This is a genomic window from Lentilactobacillus parakefiri (assembly GCF_002157585.1).
GTDB classification, from domain to species: Bacteria; Bacillota; Bacilli; order Lactobacillales; family Lactobacillaceae; genus Lentilactobacillus; species Lentilactobacillus parakefiri.
Window position 1 is genome coordinate 7,505 of sequence record NZ_BDGB01000029.1, and the last position, 18,744, is coordinate 26,248.

Genomic DNA, 18,744 nt, shown 5'->3' on the forward strand with positions numbered 1-18,744 from the left:
CCTCAGACAGCGAAGCCAGTCGCTTTTCCATCGCTTTGATTTCGTCTGGCGATTTACCGGATTGAGTTTTGGCCTGGCCCTGGATCCACTTATGAACTGTTGAATAGCCAATGCCATATTCTCTGGCCAGTTGGGCAGCTGATTCGCCTTGCTTATATAGGTTGATAATGTTTTGTTTGAATTCTTTGTCGTAACGAGTTGGCATGTAAAAATTCCTTCCTTTTGAGAGACGATTTATTCATTATACCCTCTCTTAAAAGTTGTCTCAGGAATCAGCTTACATCCAAATAATTGCCGGGACATCTTGCGAACACCTGGATACTCAATGAATTGGCCCATTTGCATTTCAAACATGGTACATAATGTGTTGGTCACGGCGTTGAAGACAACTTTGGACATGCACATGCCTTTCCATTCGTCGGCGAAGACCGGGCCTAATTTGGCATTGGTGAAGTCGTCAAAGATCGCTTGCGTCTTTGTATCCGGCTTCTCGTTGTTGTAGCGGGCCATGTGCATCACTTCAACACCTTGAGCTCCCATGAAATCAATATCGGCTGGACCATCCATCCGGGTGGCAATCATCGCAGTCCCACAGATAATGTTATCTTTAGGGAAATACTTGGCAATCTTTTCAAAGTGACCCATCCCGTTCATTGCAGAAAAGACGTATTGATCATCATGAAAGATTCCGGGATTATGATCGCGCTCTAATTCTTCAGCTAACTGCATCTGCTTCTTGAAAACAATCCAGACATCAGGATGGCCCTTATATTCTTCTGGATAGTAGATGTTGATTGGGACAATCCGTCGGTTTTCGTGGTCACGAGCAACCGTAACACCGCCTTGTTCGCGGATCTTTTCAACGTTTGGCTCCCAAGTATCGATGAAATCAACATCAACTCCAGCATTTTCCTGTAACATGACACCATACCTAACTCCCATTGCGCCTGCGCCAATAATACCGTACTTCATAATGACCACTCCTTTTATTTAGGACAGCTGCGACTAAAAAAACGCCCTTTGGTTATCAAAACCAAAGGACGTTAAGTTCAACGTGGTACCACCTTAATTCGAGTTGTCTTCACAAACAGCTCCTCGAAGCGTACGGGAAAAGTCCGATACGCCGGCACGTTAATGGGTGCTACCATTCACCTCGAAAAGTGAACTTATTTTGTTCGATCTTTTAATTCATAGTCTTAATGCCCTCACACCGACCAGGCACTCTCTTTGTAAGGCTGTGAATCTAATCCATCGGACCAAATCAATTAGTCGTATTTAGATGTTGCATGAACTATAGCTCACGAATAGAGAAACTGTCAACAGCTTTTTGGGATTTTTATGAGAACAGTCTCACAGAAATGCCATTTTATCAATGGATTGGACGCTCAAAAAACATTTGAGAAATTTTGTAATTAACTGTGGATTTGGGTATACTCGATGTATCAGTTAGATTGATGGGAGGTGAACTGAATGCGGGCTTTAATTGGTTTTGCAGGGTTGATTTCGATGGTCATGTGTATCGCAGCCGTGATTTTCTTGATCATGGGTAGCCGCAGAATTGCTGTTCCATTGGTGAGCGTCGGGCTGGTAATCTTAATAATCTGTTACGGAGCAGCAACTTACATTTCTCACTCGGATAACAAAAAATGAGACTGTTTTAATACATAAGTTGAAATGGAGGGGTGCCTGCATGCTGATGATTAGAACAATTCGTCAAAGTGACTATTCAAACGTTAGTAATTTAATTCGAACAACGTTTGCCAACACCGTCAATGGCTATCGCAATGAAGCTGAACTGGTTGATAAGATTCGCGATGATCCGACCTACCAGAAAAGATTGGAGGTCGTGGCTGAAAACGGTGTTCACCTGATTGGCCATGGCCTACTAAGCGAAATCGAAGTCGTCGATGGCGCCCATACTGTCACCGGGTTGGTACTAGCACCCCTAGCTGTGGCACCCGACTCCCAAAGGTCCGGCGTCGGCAGTTTGATCATGGGTGAACTGGATAACCGAGCCATTAACCTCGGGTATAAATTTACAATTGTGACCGGCTGGCCGGACTATTATCCTCGATTTGGTTATCGGAACGCCAGTGGTTACGGTATAAAATCGCCTACTCCCGTTCCAGATGACGTCTTCATGGCTAAGCCATTGGTTGACGGCGGGTTGGATGGTGTTCATGGAATGGTTCATTATTTACAGGCTTTTAACATGTAAGCAAAAAGCGGAAACCAAGTTTGCAATTGGTTTCCGCTTTTATTTTGATTTAATTATTTAATGGTTGTTTCATTTTCAGAAGTTGCTGCTTTACTTTTCGGCAACTGCCTGACTGGCAAGCTTTACCAGGAATTGACCATACTTGATAACCACGAAGACAACCATGAAAGTTGCCAATATGATTTCCAAGTTTGCGACCATCCCAATAATTGAGTTGAGACCGTTTCCCAAATGGAAACTGTTATTAAACAGATTCAGCGCTGTAGCCGAGATTACCAATGGGAATGTGAAGGCGCCAAAACTTGGATAAAAAGCTAACCGAATGTACTTGAAGATCTTCGTTAACGTTCCCCAGTATAGCCCTTGTGCCAAGATTACCACTGCTAAAGAAAATCCCCACGATGGATTGGTATTCATGGACAAGTACCCGGTCAGACACAATGATGCGGGGGCAGCCATAATGGTCAACAACGGCAACGTCGCTTCGAACATGAACTCACGTCTGAGTAGACGAATGCAGACAATTGGCAACAGAATTGCATACAGCCCAAGTGACAGCCACAGTATCGGTGTCCCAAGTGCTGGGATGAAATTATTTGCGGTGACCGGAATAACCCCGATTCCCACAAAAGTTACGAACCAACTTGGATAGACATGATCGAGTTCAACTGTCGGACGTAATAAATGACGGTAGATAAAGTAGCCCATAATGACAAATTGCAAAATTACTGCGAACGTCCAAACGGCTGTTGGCAATCCTGGCAGTCCCCATGATTTCAGAAAAGTGCTGATAATCATCAAAGACATTGTGAAGGTTGGGGCAACGGATGCAATAATCGGATCATTCAAGTCATTCAGACTTAATTTAAAATGAACGCCAATCTTTGCGATCACCAGTAAAATCAAAACCAAGGAAATAATCCCCCAGACATTGCCAATCACTGGTAAGCCAATTGCCTTAAACAAGTTTCCCAACGAGGCAATCCCAAGAATTAATCCACAAATTGGTAAAGGTAACTTCTTCAAAAATAACTTCATACGGTCGTCTCCTCTCTTAGATGAGCTTAATCATAGCATTTATGGTAGAACAAATAAAATTGATAGTATTTATATTTGTCATAAGCCAAATTTATAAGGAGTCCCAATATGTTTAAATTCCTGGAAACCTTCATGATTGTTTACAAAACCCGCAGCTTTTCACTGGCTGCCCAACAGCTATTTATCACGCAGCCAACGGTATCAAATCAGATTAAGCAACTGGAGCTGCAATTGCACACCGAATTGTTTGAACGCAAAAGTCGTCGAGAAATTGTGCCCACTGAGGCCGCCAATCTACTATACAAACAAGCAGGTAAGATTCTCAAAAATTGGCAAGACGTTAACGACAAAATCACGCGTTTAGGCGATAAGGGAAATGAAAAGGTAATCTTTGGCATCTCGCAAACCGTTTCGCGCATTTTGTTTGCAAAGATTGCCAACTCGCTGATTACTGCCATCCCCAACCTTGACTTTGACGTAGTGGTGTCCAACTCGGAAGGGGTTCTCAACCAACTGGAAACCTACAAGATCGATATTGGCATCATTGAAAAACCGCTGGTTACCGAGAATATCTCCCGAATTTCAGTTGGTAAGGATCAGCTCGTTAAAGCTGGCGTTGACAACGGCAATTGGATCACCAGAGAACCCGGTTCCGGAATTGGCTACTACACGGAACAGTACTTCCGAGAAGCGGATGTTCGGCCCAACAAACTCATTCATGTGAATAATAGTGGACTGATTCGACGAATGGTTGAAAACGGCGTTGGTCAGGCTCTACTGTCTGATAAGGACTTACCAGCCGGAATCCCGATCGAATCACTTGGGGAGCATTTTTCCCGTGATTTTTATTTATTATTACGAGAAGAAAGCAGTCATGAGAAAATGCTGAGTCAGCTCCAACAAATCATCAAGGAGACAATGGCTGCTTCTTCCCAAAGCTAGTCCTCGTTTAAGGCACGCGTCCGAGTTGCCAACGACTTAAAATGATCGTACGTCATCTTTAATAATTCTTTAGGTGAAGCGTTCTCCAAAATGTTAATTTTCTCTGGATTTGCGGCTGGCCGGTCCTTATAGATCTGGCTATTCACGTGGTGGGAACCCGCCAACAAAATAAAGGCCATATCAGTATCAGCGTTTTCAATTCGACGATAAATAAAATCGCCACTATGCTCGTTAGGATCAAGCACATCAATATTGACTCCAAACGGTTCAAATACCCGTTTGTAGCTAATCTGTTTGAACCACGAGACGACCTCGATATTTTTACCGGTCAAAATATCATTTGCATCCGGATAATCAATCGTAAAGCGTTCAATGAATCCCTTTGCAGATAATTTAGCAGCTCTTTGTTTGACTTGATGCATTTCTGCAGAACGATTGCCGTTATCATTCGATGCAGCATAGTGTTTATTAATCACAAATTGGTCCGTAGTTAAGTTATAATTCCCTCGGTACACATCGCCTTGCTGGAGCTCAAACTTATTTGCCTTCACAACAGGATTGGGAAAAAACGACCCATCCAAAGCAATAAAGGCCGATTGGTCATCTTCAAAATGAACGTAGCCATATAGCTGCTGATTATCTTTCAGCAATTCTGAGCGATACAAATGAATATCAGCATTGTCCATTCCTGTTTTCAAATAATAATCAATCATGTTAAACAGCGGCAGTATGGACAGAAATTCACTGACCCGATCTTCATCAATCCTAGCAAATAATTCGTTGATGAGTTCTTGCGTGGCTGCCTGTCGAACAGGCTTCTCTTTAGCGGGTAGCTGATAGTAATGATATTGATGAAGCTGTTCTCGGTACTTTGTATTCCGCTTCTCTGAGCTTTTTAAATGTGCCTTTGTTTTTTCGAGTTCATCTTGAAAGTTCAGCTTGTCAGCCCTGACCTGCTGAACTTTTTGATACTGTGAACTGTTGATGAGGTGATGAATTCCAGCGCGAAGGCTCCGATTACGTTTGTTTAATAGTTGGATCTGCTGTTCTAGACGACCAATCGTTTGTTTTAACTGAATTTGAGTGCTGTAGTCAGTCGCGTTTCTTTGGTCGGCTTCTTGAAGCTTACTATGAGCCTCATGAACTTCTGATTCAAGTCGCTTCTTTTCTTGATTCAATTCAAATTTTTTTGTTTTTAACCGTTGAATCACGTTCCCTTGGGCATTCTTCTCTGATTGAACAGTTCGAATTTTTTTCTGAAGTTTTTTATTCTGACGTTTAAGCTTATTCTTCTGCCTGTCAACATCGATAGGTTGAGTAGGCTTTTTTTCTTGAGGGCCACGATTCGTTGCAGTTGTCTTTTTGCGTTGGGTTTGCTTTTGCTTTGCCTGAGCTATAATCCTGTGGAATCGTTCCTTGGCCTGTTGCTTATCTTTGTCTTTAATTGCTTTGATATTCATTGGCTTGACCATCAGATTACCTCCCACTTGTTTCAGACCGTAAGTTGATAAATTAATTGTACCAAGTTTTGCCCCTAATTACTGATGAAATGAAACAAATCGACAAAAAAACTGAACCACCAACTCGATTATCCCTTGAATCAAAGAGTCGATGGTTCAGTTTATTTTTTTACAATTCCTTAAATTACCATCTTAAGCCTGGTCGCACTTACAGCAGTACTCCGGTAAATTTTCTCAATGGTTTTTTCGTAATCACTATTAGCAACCCCGAAGACAACTTTGATATCACTGCCCTCTTGAACCACCAAATGAATCTTAATCTGGCTGTTATCCAAAAGGTCAAGGATCTTACCAGCAATTGCTGGGCGTTGGCTGAGCTGGGAAGAAACCGCCGCAACCATGGCAATATTCTTCTCTAATTTGACACTGTCCAGATCACAGGCCGACTTCAGTGCGTTCACAATTGCCATCAATTTGCCGTTAACATCAGCTCGTTTAGCCAAAAATTGAATTGAATCAGTTCCAGCTGGAACATAGTCGAATTTTACGCCAAACTTTTGAATCACTGAGAAGACTTTGGCCATCACATCAAGACGCTTGTTAAGTTGATATTTCTGAATTGAAATCACCACATAATCCTTCTTACCGGCAATTCCAGTCACTAATTGGCGGGCGTTACTATTAACCGAATCAACAACCAAGGTGCCGTCTTCTTCAGGATGGTTGGTGTTTAAAATCGCAATTGGAATCTGCTTTTCTTTGGCAGGTTGAATTGCCTCTTCCTGAAAGACGCTGATGCCCATATAGGACAGCTCTTGGAGCTCCTCGTAAGTCAATTCATTAATCTTCCGGGAGTTATTAATAATCCGCGGATCGGCCATCTTAATGCCTGATACGTCAGTCCAGTTCTCATAGAGATCGGCGTCAACAAAATTAGCCAACAGCGAGCCGGAAATGTCACTTCCACCACGAGGCATCAAGTGAGTCAAGCCGTCTTCATCAACCCCGTAGAAACCGGGAACAACGATATGGTCGTCATAGCTTAAAAAGTCGCGCAGACGGTTAATGGATTCCCCATAGTTGACCCCATTTTGGTCGAATACTAAAAAGCGGGCAGCATCAATGAATTGGTAGCCAAGGAAATCAGCCATTAATTTAGCTGTCAAAAACTCGCCTCGTGATACTAAATAATCGTGGCTGCAAGTAGGAATCTGCTTGGCAATTTTTTCCAGGTCGACTTCAATTGCCACCTTCAGACCAAGTGCATCCCGAATACCCACAAATCGACTTTGGATATGGTTATACACCGGCATGTAATCTTCACCAGCATCACGAAGTTTCTCAACTTCAATTAATAAATCGGTGACTTTAGTGACCTCATTAACACCCTTACCCGCGGCACTCACCACGATTACTTTTCGATCTGCATTTGCTTCTACAATTGCCCGAACCTTTTTGAATTGGCCGGCATCTGCAACTGAACTTCCACCAAATTTAGCTACTATCATTTTGCTGCTCCTCCTTTCTTAGTTGGTAAACTTGCCATAAACGCGGTTTCATCACGTTGTAGCACTTGTCTCATCATTGTGTGCATCTCGCCGACTGGAATGTCGTGGACAATCAGATAATCTCCCAGAAGTTCCGGGGCATAATCGCCAAACAGCTGTGAACAGTCAATCTCTGATCGGACAATGTAATTATTCCGAGTCAGGTTCGGCTGAAACTTGAAGGAACTCTTAAATTCCCGTTTCAAATGCTCCTTACCCTGGAAAATATCCAAAATATCTTGAATGACAGCGTTGGCAGTTGGCAATTGACCTGCCCCCTGGCCCATAAACTTTAAGGTCCCAATCGTCTCACCAATTAGCGAGATCAAATTATAGTTGTCACGGGTATGGGCCTCCAGCGTATCGCCGTAATACAGCGTCGGTTCAACCATGTAGTCAAATTCTTGACCCCGCTGGTGACTCTTACCCATCAATTTGATGGTCATCCCCAGCTTATCAAAGTGAGTCATGTCATCTTCGGTGATGTTACGAATCCCAAAGATTGGCAATTCCTCGGTTGGCTTGATAAATAGGTCGTAGGCGATATCGACGCTGATGCATAATTTGTTGGCAACATCGATGCCATCAATATCAGCACTCGGATCCGCTTCGGCATAACCTAATTGTTGCGCCTCCATCAAAACTTCGTTGAAGGGTTTACCGGTTCGGTGCATCTGGTCAAGAATAAAATTGCTGGTACCATTGAAGATTCCTTGAATCCTATTCACATCGTCAACCCGCAAAGCCCGCTCGAGTCCTTGAATCCAAGGAATGCCACCGCCGACGCTTGATTCAAAATAGAACTTCGCATCATTTTCGGCAACTACTTGAGTGAATTCATCCATATACTGTGCAATCACTGCTTTATTAGCAGTAATAACATGCTTATGGTGTTTCAAAGCATCGACTATGTATTGGTGAGCCGGTTCGATACCGCCGATGACTTCAACCACGACATCGACATCCGGGTCGTTTAAAATTTCATCAATGCTGTCAGTCATTTCTGGCAAAATCGGTTTCTTATTCTTTCTAATCAAAATATGCTTGACATGGAGGTTTTGGGCTTGGCGCTTGGCATTTTTAATAATCTTGTAAACGCCGGAACCGACTGTCCCGAATCCTAATATTGCAATATTCACAGCTGAAACCTCCAATTTTTTCGTGTTCACAAATAATAAACACTTGTTTTTAACATGAAAACAGATTATCATATAAATCATAGAAATGCAAGGAGTAAGTTGATGAATAAATATTATACGAGCACCAGAAATGGTTCAGTTCAGATTTCAGCTAAGCAAGCCATCAAGAAAGGCTTCGCTGATGACAAGGGTCTCTTCGTTTATCCCGACTTGGAAAAACTTCAAGTAAACTTCGAAAAATTATTGAAATTAAATTATCAAGATATTGCCAGAGCCGTCCTAACGATTTTATTGCCAGACTTTTCTGCCGATGAAATTGATGAGAGCATTCAAACCGCCTATCAATCAAGTTTTGATACGCCAAAGATTACCCCAGTTGTTTCAGTCGATGATTTCCATATTCTGGAACTTTTCCATGGCCCAACCAGCGCCTTTAAAGATGTTGGTCTGCAGCTATTGCCGCAACTAATGAAACACGTATTGATCGACAATAATAAGGTAATGATCCTGACGGCCACTAGTGGTGATACCGGCAAGGCTGCTCTTGAAGGCTTTAAGGGTTTAGACAACATGGGCATTATCGTCTTCTATCCAGATGGCGGTGTCAGCAAGATCCAAAAACTGCAGATGATCACCACCGGCGGAAACAACACCAAGGTCGCTGCCATTGAGGGGAACTTTGATGACGCTCAGACAAACGTCAAGCAGATTTTCAATGACCAGGCCCTAAAAGATTCTCTTGGCGGTGATGTCAGCCTATCAAGTGCCAACTCAATCAATATCGGTCGGTTGATCCCCCAAGTTGTTTATTACTTTGATTCCTATAAACAGTTGGTTAATAATGGCTCGATTGAAGTCGGCCAAAAGGTCAATTTCACCGTTCCAACTGGTAACTTTGGTGACGTCCTGGCCGGCTACTACGCCAAGATGCTCGGCCTGCCGGTGAACAAATTTGTTGTCGCATGTAATGAAAACAATGTCTTGGCCAACTTCTTCAACCACGGCGTCTACGATCGCAACCGACCATTTTTCCAGACCGTTGCCCCAAGCATGGACATCCAGATTTCCAGCAACTTTGAACGGCTGCTCTACTATAAGAGCGGTGAAGACACCGAGTACGTCAAACAACTGATGGACGATTTGGAAGACAGCGGTAAATATGAGGTTTCAAAAGAAGTGTTGGCAAACATCCAGCAGGATTTCTACTGTGGCTACAGTACCGACGAAGATATTGAAAATTCAATTGCTGAAGTCTATGAACAAAACGGCTACTTAATGGATCCCCACACCGCCGCCGGCTACAAGGTCATGCGCGACTATCAAAAGCTTGATCCCAATACACCAATGATCCTGTTAAGCACAGCCAGTCCTTACAAATTTGTTAATGCGGTTGCCAACGCGGTGCTGCCAGAAACTTCAGCTGACGTCCAGCAGGTGATGCGGGACTTACACGAGGCAACTAACGCACCAATTCCTGAAAACTTGCGAAAAGTATGGGATCTGCCTGTCCGTCACGAAAGCGTCATTCAAAAGGATCAAATGACAGATTATGTCAAACAAAAAGTCGAGGAGGTATTCTATGATCAAGATCAAAGTCCCCGCAACTAGTGCCAATGTCGGCGTCGGTTTTGACTGCCTGGGTTTGGCAGTATCCTATTATTCAACGATTACTTTCGATAACAGCTCTGAGCACTTAGTCATTACGGGATCGCCGAAAGAATTTCAGAATGAAAACAATTTGGTCTACCAAGCTTTTGTGAAGGGTTGTCAGTTTTTAGACAAACCAGTTCCAAACGTTAAGATCGGCATTGAAACCAACGTCCCGGTTGCCCGCGGACTTGGCAGCTCGTCGATTTGTGTTGTCGCCGGACTGAAAGCCGCCAGTGTCTGGTATGATGACGCCATTTCAGTCGACCAACTGCTGGTCTTGGCTACCGAAATGGAGGGGCATCCCGATAACGTCACTCCGGCGATTCTTGGCGGACTGTGCGTTTCCTTCTTGGATGATCAAAATAAGCCGCAAATTATTCAATACCATGTCAGCGACAAATTGCATTTTGTGGCGATGATTCCGGATTATGAAGTCAGCACGCACGCTGCTCGAAAAGTGCTGCCAACCTCAATGAGTTACGCGGATGCCATTCATCAAGTCAGTCACTGCGCTGTGATGACTAAGGCGTTAGAACTCGGTGATAGCCATATGATCCACGTTGCCTGTGATGATCGGATGCACGAACCGTATCGCGCTAAATTAATTCCAGATTACAGCCAGGCCAAAAACATCACCGAACAATTGGGTGGTACGATGTACATTAGCGGCAGTGGATCGACCATGATGGCCATCACTGCAGACGAAAAAAGTGCCGATCAACTTGCTGCCAACGCAAAAGCGGCTTTTCCAAGATGGAATGTCCGCAAATTGGCAGTCGATTCATTCGGCGTAGTGAGTGAGGTAAGTGAACGTGGAAAAGTATTACATCGTTGATAGCTCGATTCTCCCAGAGTCATTTGATAAGGTGATTCAAGCCCGTCAACTGCTGGAGAGCGGCAAGGTCAAGCAGGTCAGTGAAGCGGTAAAAGTGGTCGGCATTAGCCGGGGAACTTTCTACAAATACAAAGATCTGGTCTTCTTACCGGAAGAAAACATGATGGATAGAAAAGCGGTTATCTCCCTCATGCTGGAAAATCAACGCGGCATCTTGTCCAAGGTCTTGACGACGATCTCAGAAACCAGTGCCAGCGTTTTAACAATTAACCAAAACATCCCCATTCACAACATTGCCAGCATTGTTATTTCACTTGACCTCAGTCATTTTACCGGCACCATCGATAACCTATTGGGAAAGATTCGCCAGGTGGATGGGGCTAGTAATGTGCAATTGGTTTCGATCGAATAAGGTATCAGGGAGCAATAACTATATCTTAAGGTGCAAATTTATTAATGCGTACTTTCATCATTCTTCACCGGCCTTCAATTTTAACCAATTTTTCGGTTAGAATTGAAGGGCTTTTTTATTATATTTGCTTCCCGATGGCAAAAGCTTGATTCTCTGTTTAGGGACAAAGCTATGTTAGTCTTAAGGTAGAAAGTAAATTTACGTTTTTATAGCTAGCAATTTTTTGTTAACAATTAACATGTTTTTTGGAGGTAATTAGATGCGGTCTACTAAACGCTTTACCTTACTGATCTGCTCATTTCTAATTGGGATTGGATCATTGATGATTCTAGATGGTGCAGCAAGTGCCTCGGCCAATTCAACTCTGACGCTACATAACGGGTTTCAGAATATTACGCTAATAGGGCCTGCGACTCCCTTAAGCTCACCTGAAGATGGTGGACCGGTTTTTCCTACCACTTCAACGGTCACCATCACATTTAAATATGGCACTCAAGTCGTCGGAACTAAATCATATACGCATACTACACAATCAAACTTTAATATGATTATTAATGATTGGGTACCTGCAAACTACAAGTTTGATCTCAACAATATCAGTAATGATACCGACACTAGCCAGCTGTGGGTCGAAGGATCTGACGTTCGTATCTGGACGAGCGTTTTTGACCAACATATGACCATCAATGTGTTACCGGTGGCACCACAAGAAACAACGATTACCGTTCAGTATGTGGATGAAAATAACCAGCCACTTTCAGGAGTTGTTTCAAAAAGTATCTCTCAAACAGTCGGTAGTCAGTATAACGTTTCCGGCTCTATCTACAAGCCATCAATTCCAGGCTACACTTTGGATCTAACGAAACTACCAGGGAACGCGGCTGGAATAGTTGGCAGTGATCCAATTACGGTCACTTACGTGTACAAGAAGAATCCAGAGGTTGCAAAGCCGGTAACGGTTAAATACGTTGATGAAAATAGTCAGCAGATTGCCGCTGATAAAACGGTTAATGGCAATGTCTTTGATCACTATAACGTTTCCGTTCCCCCTTACAAACTTGACGAAATTACCAAAGACAATCAAATTTATATGTTGGATCCTGATCGTTTGCCCACAAATGTAGCGGGTACTTTAAGTGCCAATTCCATTACTGTCACTTACGTTTATAAACGTGTGAGAACTATCGGTGACTATTCAAATGTTATTATCAATTATCTTGACAAAGCAACTCAGAAACCTATCCGGCCCAGTCGAACAATCACTGGGATAATTAATGATCCCTACGCAGCGAATGGTAAATATCAATTACAAACAATTGTGTATAACGGTAACACCTATGATTTAAGTACCGATATGCTACCGCAAAATGCGAGCGGTCATTTTACAGGTAAAACCCAATTTGTAAACTATTTCTACAGTGTGCGACAAACACCCACTCCACCGACCCCACCCACACCTATCAACCCGATTATCCCAACACCAACTCCAACTCCAAAACCAGCTGCTAATAATGGTAACGTGGCTAAGAAAGGAACGGTGGTCTATGCAATTAAACCGATTTATTTATACAAAAATTCAACGTTTGTCAGTCGGCAACGGTTAGTAAAGTATTTGAATAAGCCACGAATTTATCGGCCCATGTTCGTTGTCACCGGGTATGCAAGATCAACGGATGGCTTGTTGAGATACCATGTCAGGGATGTGAACCATCTGAGTAAAACCGACACTAAAACTGGATATATCACCGCAAACAATCGATATGTCCGCCCGGTATATTACGCTGGCCAACACAAGTTCATAACTGTTCTCAACCCACGAGGTGTTAACGCTTATCGCCAAAACAATTTAACCGGCAAATTCAATCATTTTAAGCAAGGAACCCAACTGAAAGTCAGCGGCATCATCAAACATAACCTAACGACTAGATTTATACTACTGAATGGAAAATATATCACCGCAAACCGCAAGTTAGTGATAGAAGATCGTCATTCTCTTGTGAAGGCTGTAAAAGCAAAAGTTAGAATTAATAGGTATAATAATGTCAATTTGGGCGCAAAGAATGGACATTTCAAGAAGGGGGCAATCATCAAAGTTCATCAGTTTGACTACTCATGGGGTGATGACTTTAACAAGCGAAGCGCCTTACGCTATCGGGTTGCTGGTGGTTACATTACTGGTAATACCCAGTTTATAAAACTCATTAAATAATCTTGATGTCCATGACCAGAAGGATGATGGGACAAAAACATTGAACGTCTCACTCGTACTTCATCATTTCGAATATGACATTTCAGAAAACGTGGAAACTAACCGCTTTAAGTCCCACTGTATTAAATTAATTTATACCTGTAAGCCCTTACCAGCTTGAAAGTTGTTTCACAGTCCGCATATAATACAATATTGTATGCATCTACTGATTCAATAAGTATTCTGGAGGAAATCATGGCAAACAGCCAGCAACCGAACGCACCCAAAAAATTCCATTTATCGCAAAATCATCATATGACAATTCCCTGGAAGTCGTTTACAACGGACGAATCGGTTCCTGCCAAAGAGGCCGGTTTGAGGGAACGGGCTTCAATCGTCGGTCGGGTTGGAAGTGTCATGCTTTCATGTGGAACCGGGGCTTGGCGGGTTCGTGACGGAATGAATACGGTTGCCAGAGTGCTTGGCCTGACTTGTTCGGCTGATATCGGTCTGAGTTCACTCCATTTCACCTGTTTTATTAACGACCACAGTTATTCACAGGTGCTGGCGTTGCCCAATACAGGCGTAAATACTGATAAACTCAACTCATTAGAACACTTTGTTAACCATTTTGAACGCGATTTTGGCAATGCCACTGTCAAACAAATTCACGCCAACATCAGTAAAATTGAGCAACGGCCCGTTCAGTACAGTCCGCTAATTTCGGGCTTGGCAGCTGCTTTGGCCTGCAGCGGTTTTATTTTTTTGCTTGGCGGCGGAATTCCTGAAATGATTTGCTCCTTCATCGGTGCCGGCGTCGGCCAGTACTTCCGAGGCATGATGGGCAAACAGCACATCACAACAATTGCCAGCATTTCCATTGCCGTGGCAATCGCGTGTTTAACTTACATGTTTTCATTTAAGCTTTTTGAAGCCAACTTTCAAATCCTAGCCCAACACGAGGCTGGTTATATCGGCGCCATGCTGTTTGTGATTCCTGGGTTTCCATTTATTACCAGCTTTTTGGATATTTCCAAACTGGATATGCGATCGGGGCTGGAACGGATGGCGTACGCAATCATGATCACCGCTGTGGCAGCACTGGTCGGGTGGCTGGTCGCCTTACTATTTGATTTCCGACCAGAAAACTTTCTACCGTTGGGATTATCGCCATTGGTATTGATGCTCTTGAGAATCCCAGCCAGTTTCTGTGGGGTCTATGGATTCTCAATTATGTTTAACAGTTCGCAAAAAATGGCGATGACCGCTGGCTTGATTGGGGCGGTAGCCAATACCCTAAGACTAGAAATGGTCGACTTAACCAGCGTGCCCCCGGCAGCGGCAGCTTTCATTGCAGCGCTGGTCGCAGGACTAATTGCCTCACTGGTTAACCGCTACAACGGCTACCCACGAATCTCACTGACGGTGCCATCAATCGTGATCATGGTGCCGGGATTGTACATTTATCGAGCGGTATATAACATAGGCATCAATCAAATTAGTGTTGGTGCATTGTGGCTGACAAAGGCAGCCCTGATTATCGTCTTCCTGCCGATGGGCCTGTTCGTGGCAAGGGCGCTGATGGATAGGGAATGGAGACACTTTGATTAGAGTGCGGAACAAGCCGGGTAGCTTTTGAGCATTAGTGTGATAACGGGAGTTAACGCTGGTTTTGCGTTGACTCCTGTTATCGGACTAAGCGGAGAAAGCTGGCTTGTGGAGCACATTTCAACCAGAGTGCGGAACAAGCTGGCTTGTGGAGCCCGCCTCAACAAAAAGAACCGGACCCCACAAAAAGTGGCGTCCGGCTTTTTTGACTTATCCGTTTACTTAACAATAATCACTCGGCCATCATGCTTCTCTTCAAGCAATTGGTGGCCTTTAACAAACCCATCCCGATTAAATGGCAACTTGTAGCCGATATTAATATCAAGCTTGCCTTCACGCATCAAATCAATGACCGCCTGCATGGCCTCACGATCACTCATCGCATCAGTCGGATGAATATGGGCAAATGTCAATGGTTTATCAGTCATCGGTGAATTGTGGGTAACACTAGCAACAACGCCGTCTGGCTTAACCATCTTGACATCGTCATCGGTTCCGGCGCCATTCATTGCGGTATTCAAAACAACATCACCGGTATCTGCCAGCTCGACAGCAGGATCGGTCTGGTCATAGGCGACAAACCTTGTTGCACCGATAGATTCAACATATTCTTGATTATGACTAGAGGCGATACCAATCACGTTGGCCCCTAGATCGGTCGCAATCTGGACGGCGAGTGAACCGACACCACCTGAGGCACCTTTGACGATTACCGTCTGATCAGGTTGAACATTGGCGAAATATTTCACCGCTTTATACGCAGTCAAACCCGGAGTAATCAGACCGGCTGCCCGGGTTGGGGTAATCCCGTCTGGAACGACAACGGTTGCATCTAAATCGCCGAGTACCAACTCAGCGTAGCCCCGTTCCGTATGGGTCATCACCAACTCACCCTCGCTGAGATCGGAAACACGCTCACCGACCTTCACGATTTCGCCAACGACATCTCGTCCAGGAATATACGGTGACGGCATGCTGCCAAAGCCGCCAGTACGTTCTGCACGCTCGCGGTTATTAAGACCAACCGCAATGGTTCGAATGAGCACTTGATTGGGAGCCGGCGTTGGCTCTGGCACTTCATATTCTTGAAAAACTTCTGGATCTCCATGTTTCTCATATCCATATGCCTTCATAATATCTTCCTCCTCATTTGTCTAACTAGCGCAATTGTAAGCGCAATCAGGACTTCGAGCAAGCAAGTCGAATCGGTGACTACTCATTTGATGAATGGGTAGGTGATCTCGGCAACCCTTTTGGAATAGGGGGTATTATCCATTCTTATCGAAAACCGGAACGCAAACCGGGAACCGATTGCTTCGGTACTGTCATCCTAGGGGGGCATTCTCATTCGTACTTCATAATCGCAGACTTTTGCCTCTTAGCTCATTGATTTCCCAGCGGATATCCATCTGACAGATTAACCTTTAGCAGCCAAGTTAACATTTCTGGTAGCATCCGCTGCCAATACAGCCAATCATGACCACCTTCCCCAGTGCGGTACTCGATTTTTAGCTTCAGGTCATTTTGCATATACTGAATGAATTGGTCATTAGTCGCTTTTAACGGGTCTTGATCTCCGATACAGTAAAAGTACCGCAGTCTTCTTAACGCTTTCGGTGAGGCTCTTTCAGCTAATGTCTCCAAATAATGTTCCGGTACGATTCCATCAAGGATTTCTTGAGCGTCCGGCATCATTGCTGGCAATTCTGTCAAATCAACGACCGGAGACATTGGCATCACCGTACTGAACCATCCAGGATGGTTGAAGGCTAACTTGAGCGCTCCAAATCCACCCATCGACGTGCCGCCGACAAAGTTATCGGCTGGGTCACTGGACAATGGGAGTAATTTCCGCATTTCCGGCATGACTTCTTGCGTCAAATAATCCCAGTACGGCAGACCCTTGTATAAATTCATGTAAAAACTCCGATTCATTTCAGGTGTAATAACCGCTAACTGAGTGTATTTGATTAAGACTTCCAAGTTCGTCTTACGAATAAACCCACTGCCGTTATCACCTAAGCCATGCAGCAACCATAAGACTTGGAGCTTGTGATCGCTTGGAATCTCGTTTGGTAGGATCACATGAATCGTGGTCTGTTCCTGTAGTTTTGTAAAAGCCCGCGTCAAAGTTAATATTGCCATCTACTTCTCCCTTATCAGTCACTCAAACTTTTTGAGTTGGTCGTCGGCAATTTGTCTCAGCAGCTGCTTATCAGCATCTTCGCTTGCCTGATCTGCTAATTGACGTAGTCGCAGGTAGTTCACATGCGCATCGGTGATCGTGCCGGTGTCATCTTGAATATCTTTGGCCAACTTGGCACTTTTCCCCGCTTTGTTGGGTGCAAAATCAGCAAAGTAGGTCGATGCATACCGCAAAGTTTTCGAACGCTTTCGCACGTGATGAACTTCTGGGTAGTCGTTAAAATCTAGTTTTTCAAATAACGCGACTAGTTTGTGGTTTCTGCGGTTAAGTTCTTTAACAATATATTGATGCAATGCAGTGGTCTGCGTGAATTCAAGCTGGGTTAATTGCCGGTCGACATTCTTTAAGTCCTTTTTGAAGGCCGACTGCGTCACTTCAGTTAAAGTGTGGGCCATCTCACGCTGACGATTATCTCTCAAAATCTTCAACAAGCCCTGATAGTCAGCGTTCTTATCCGGGTGGTTATAGGCATAGCTGCCAGTCTCTTCAATCAAAACATCAAGCTCCCGCAAGCTTCCAAATAAATTGGCTGCCTGACTGAGATTTGTATCGATAGCGGTGTAAGCCGCGGTCGTCAGCCGTCGCTTCAAAAACTTGATTAATCCGCGCAGGGTCCGAATCATGACCCGCAAGTCATGAGCGCGCTCTGGGTCGTATGGATTATTCAAATAGCGAACCCATTCGATTGTAATGGCATGATACCTTTCCTGTAAAATTTTCTGAATCGACATTAACCTCTCCCCCTTTCCATATCAGCGAAGAATCTTTTGTAACTGCTTACATTTTAACTTTAATGTAGCATATTTTAATAAGGAACAGTTAATGATTTGCAAAAAGAAAAAGCCACAGCAATTTGTGATTGCTGCAGCCAATAATAGCTGGTACTTTCGAACGGGTTCGATATATCCATGAATGACGATTCTTATTCGAAAAATGAATTAAAAAATCTATCTGCCAAACTGCCACCAGTGCTTTTTCTTGCCGGCTTCTTGAAATCGCGCATTGCTCGGCTGGTAGCTGTCAGGAATCTTGTCTCCTTGAGGTGCTTCTTCACTAACTGATTCTGGAATGGTTTGCTTAATTGAAGAAGTGTTCTTACTTTCAAGCTGCTTTAACTTATTTTGAACATCCAACTGCAATCGTTGCGATTGGTCTAACAATTGATGCAATTCTGCGATTTGTTTGTCTTTAGCATCAATCTGTTTCCGTTGGTCTTCAAGCTGTTCAGCAAGGAGTGCGGTTTGTTGATCATTGCCCTTTACTGGTAACTGGGTGGATGTTTTCGTAGGCTGCTTTTCCGCATCTTCAACTGAGTTCTTGAATTGACCTTTGAGAACTTCAACACCTTCATCTTTGATTAGGATCTTGTTTCCCTTTTTTATCGTGTATGTATCTCTGAACTTATCATCCATATGTTTTCTGATTGCAGTTTTCGATACCGATAATTCGTCCGCCAACTCTTTGATAGTCAGTTCCATAATGTCGCCCCCAACATACATAA

Annotated in this window: 16 protein-coding genes and 2 pseudogenes; 8 read left to right on the forward strand and 10 right to left on the reverse strand. The window is 43.8% G+C overall.

Annotated features, from left to right (window positions below; all coding sequences use genetic code 11):
* Both LPKJCM_RS01980 and LPKJCM_RS01985 read right to left on the reverse strand, forming a co-directional pair.
* Window positions 1-205: transposase (locus tag LPKJCM_RS01980; RefSeq protein WP_143443851.1), on the reverse strand; the 205-nt coding region annotated here is incomplete at its 3' end.
* An 80-nt stretch (window positions 206-285) separates the two neighbouring features.
* Window positions 286-972, reverse strand: a pseudogene (locus tag LPKJCM_RS01985) (ketopantoate reductase family protein); the annotation flags it as partial.
* 498 nt (window positions 973-1,470) lie between these two features.
* On the opposite strand from LPKJCM_RS01985, the gene LPKJCM_RS01990 reads away from it, so the two are divergent.
* Window positions 1,471-1,650 (forward strand): hypothetical protein, encoded by a 180-nt coding sequence (locus LPKJCM_RS01990; protein WP_057961644.1) that lies wholly within the window; start codon window positions 1,471-1,473, stop codon window positions 1,648-1,650.
* 40 nt (window positions 1,651-1,690) lie between these two features.
* Window positions 1,691-2,218, forward strand: a complete 528-nt coding sequence (locus LPKJCM_RS01995; RefSeq protein WP_087069511.1) for a GNAT family N-acetyltransferase — start codon at window positions 1,691-1,693, stop codon at window positions 2,216-2,218.
* 53 nt (window positions 2,219-2,271) lie between these two features.
* Here LPKJCM_RS01995 and LPKJCM_RS02000 read toward each other — a convergent pair.
* A pseudogene (locus LPKJCM_RS02000) lies at window positions 2,272-3,256 on the reverse strand (TDT family transporter).
* 108 nt (window positions 3,257-3,364) lie between these two features.
* Between LPKJCM_RS02000 and LPKJCM_RS02005 the strand changes: the two are divergent.
* Window positions 3,365-4,198 carry a LysR family transcriptional regulator gene (locus LPKJCM_RS02005; RefSeq protein ID WP_057961643.1) on the forward strand — a complete coding sequence of 278 codons (834 nt, stop codon included), beginning with the start codon at window positions 3,365-3,367 and terminating at the stop codon, window positions 4,196-4,198.
* On the opposite strand, the gene LPKJCM_RS02010 is transcribed toward LPKJCM_RS02005, so the two are convergent.
* From LPKJCM_RS02010 to LPKJCM_RS02020, 3 genes are all read right to left on the reverse strand, one after another.
* A complete protein-coding gene (locus tag LPKJCM_RS02010; protein WP_057961642.1) occupies window positions 4,195-5,670 on the reverse strand; it encodes a hypothetical protein in 1,476 nt (491 codons plus the stop codon). The two genes, LPKJCM_RS02005 and LPKJCM_RS02010, sit on opposite strands and share 4 nt — an antisense overlap.
* Before the next feature lie 167 nt (window positions 5,671-5,837).
* Window positions 5,838-7,166, reverse strand: a complete 1,329-nt coding sequence (locus LPKJCM_RS02015) for an aspartate kinase (RefSeq protein ID WP_057961641.1) — start codon at window positions 7,164-7,166, stop codon at window positions 5,838-5,840.
* Entirely contained in the window at window positions 7,163-8,344 is a 1,182-nt protein-coding gene (locus LPKJCM_RS02020; RefSeq protein ID WP_057961640.1) for a homoserine dehydrogenase, read from the reverse strand. The genes LPKJCM_RS02015 and LPKJCM_RS02020 overlap by 4 nt, the downstream gene beginning before the upstream one ends.
* Before the next feature lie 102 nt (window positions 8,345-8,446).
* Between LPKJCM_RS02020 and thrC the strand changes: the two genes are divergently transcribed.
* From thrC to LPKJCM_RS02045, 5 genes are all read left to right on the forward strand, one after another.
* The gene (thrC, locus tag LPKJCM_RS02025; protein WP_057961639.1) at window positions 8,447-9,952 is read left to right on the forward strand and encodes a threonine synthase; all 1,506 of its coding nucleotides are present in this window, start codon (window positions 8,447-8,449) and stop codon (window positions 9,950-9,952) included.
* Window positions 9,924-10,829, forward strand: a complete 906-nt coding sequence (thrB, locus tag LPKJCM_RS02030; protein ID WP_057961638.1) for a homoserine kinase — start codon at window positions 9,924-9,926, stop codon at window positions 10,827-10,829. The genes thrC and thrB overlap by 29 nt, the downstream gene beginning before the upstream one ends.
* The gene (locus LPKJCM_RS02035) at window positions 10,807-11,241 is read left to right on the forward strand and encodes an ACT domain-containing protein (protein WP_057961637.1); all 435 of its coding nucleotides are present in this window, start codon (window positions 10,807-10,809) and stop codon (window positions 11,239-11,241) included. Before thrB ends, LPKJCM_RS02035 begins: the two co-directional genes overlap by 23 nt.
* Window positions 11,242-11,500: 259 nt before the next feature.
* Window positions 11,501-13,450: a MucBP domain-containing protein gene (locus LPKJCM_RS02040; RefSeq protein WP_057961636.1), complete on the forward strand. Its 1,950-nt coding sequence runs from the start codon at window positions 11,501-11,503 to the stop codon at window positions 13,448-13,450.
* Between the two features lie 234 nt (window positions 13,451-13,684).
* On the forward strand, window positions 13,685-15,040 hold the full coding sequence (locus LPKJCM_RS02045) for a threonine/serine exporter family protein (RefSeq protein ID WP_057961635.1): 1,356 nt from the start codon (window positions 13,685-13,687) through the stop codon (window positions 15,038-15,040).
* Between the two features lie 215 nt (window positions 15,041-15,255).
* On the opposite strand, the gene LPKJCM_RS02050 is transcribed toward LPKJCM_RS02045, so the two are convergent.
* The 4 genes from LPKJCM_RS02050 to LPKJCM_RS02065 form a co-directional block, all read right to left on the reverse strand.
* A complete protein-coding gene (locus LPKJCM_RS02050) occupies window positions 15,256-16,170 on the reverse strand; it encodes an NADP-dependent oxidoreductase (RefSeq protein WP_057961634.1) in 915 nt (304 codons plus the stop codon).
* Window positions 16,171-16,420: 250 nt separating this feature from the next.
* Window positions 16,421-17,182: an alpha/beta hydrolase gene (locus tag LPKJCM_RS02055; protein WP_057961633.1), complete on the reverse strand. Its 762-nt coding sequence runs from the start codon at window positions 17,180-17,182 to the stop codon at window positions 16,421-16,423.
* An 18-nt stretch (window positions 17,183-17,200) separates the two neighbouring features.
* On the reverse strand, window positions 17,201-17,974 hold the full coding sequence (locus LPKJCM_RS02060) for a CHAD domain-containing protein (protein ID WP_057961632.1): 774 nt from the start codon (window positions 17,972-17,974) through the stop codon (window positions 17,201-17,203).
* Window positions 17,975-18,190: 216 nt separating this feature from the next.
* On the reverse strand, window positions 18,191-18,744 hold a 554-nt coding region (locus tag LPKJCM_RS02065), incomplete at its 5' end, for an HTH domain-containing protein (protein ID WP_225364083.1).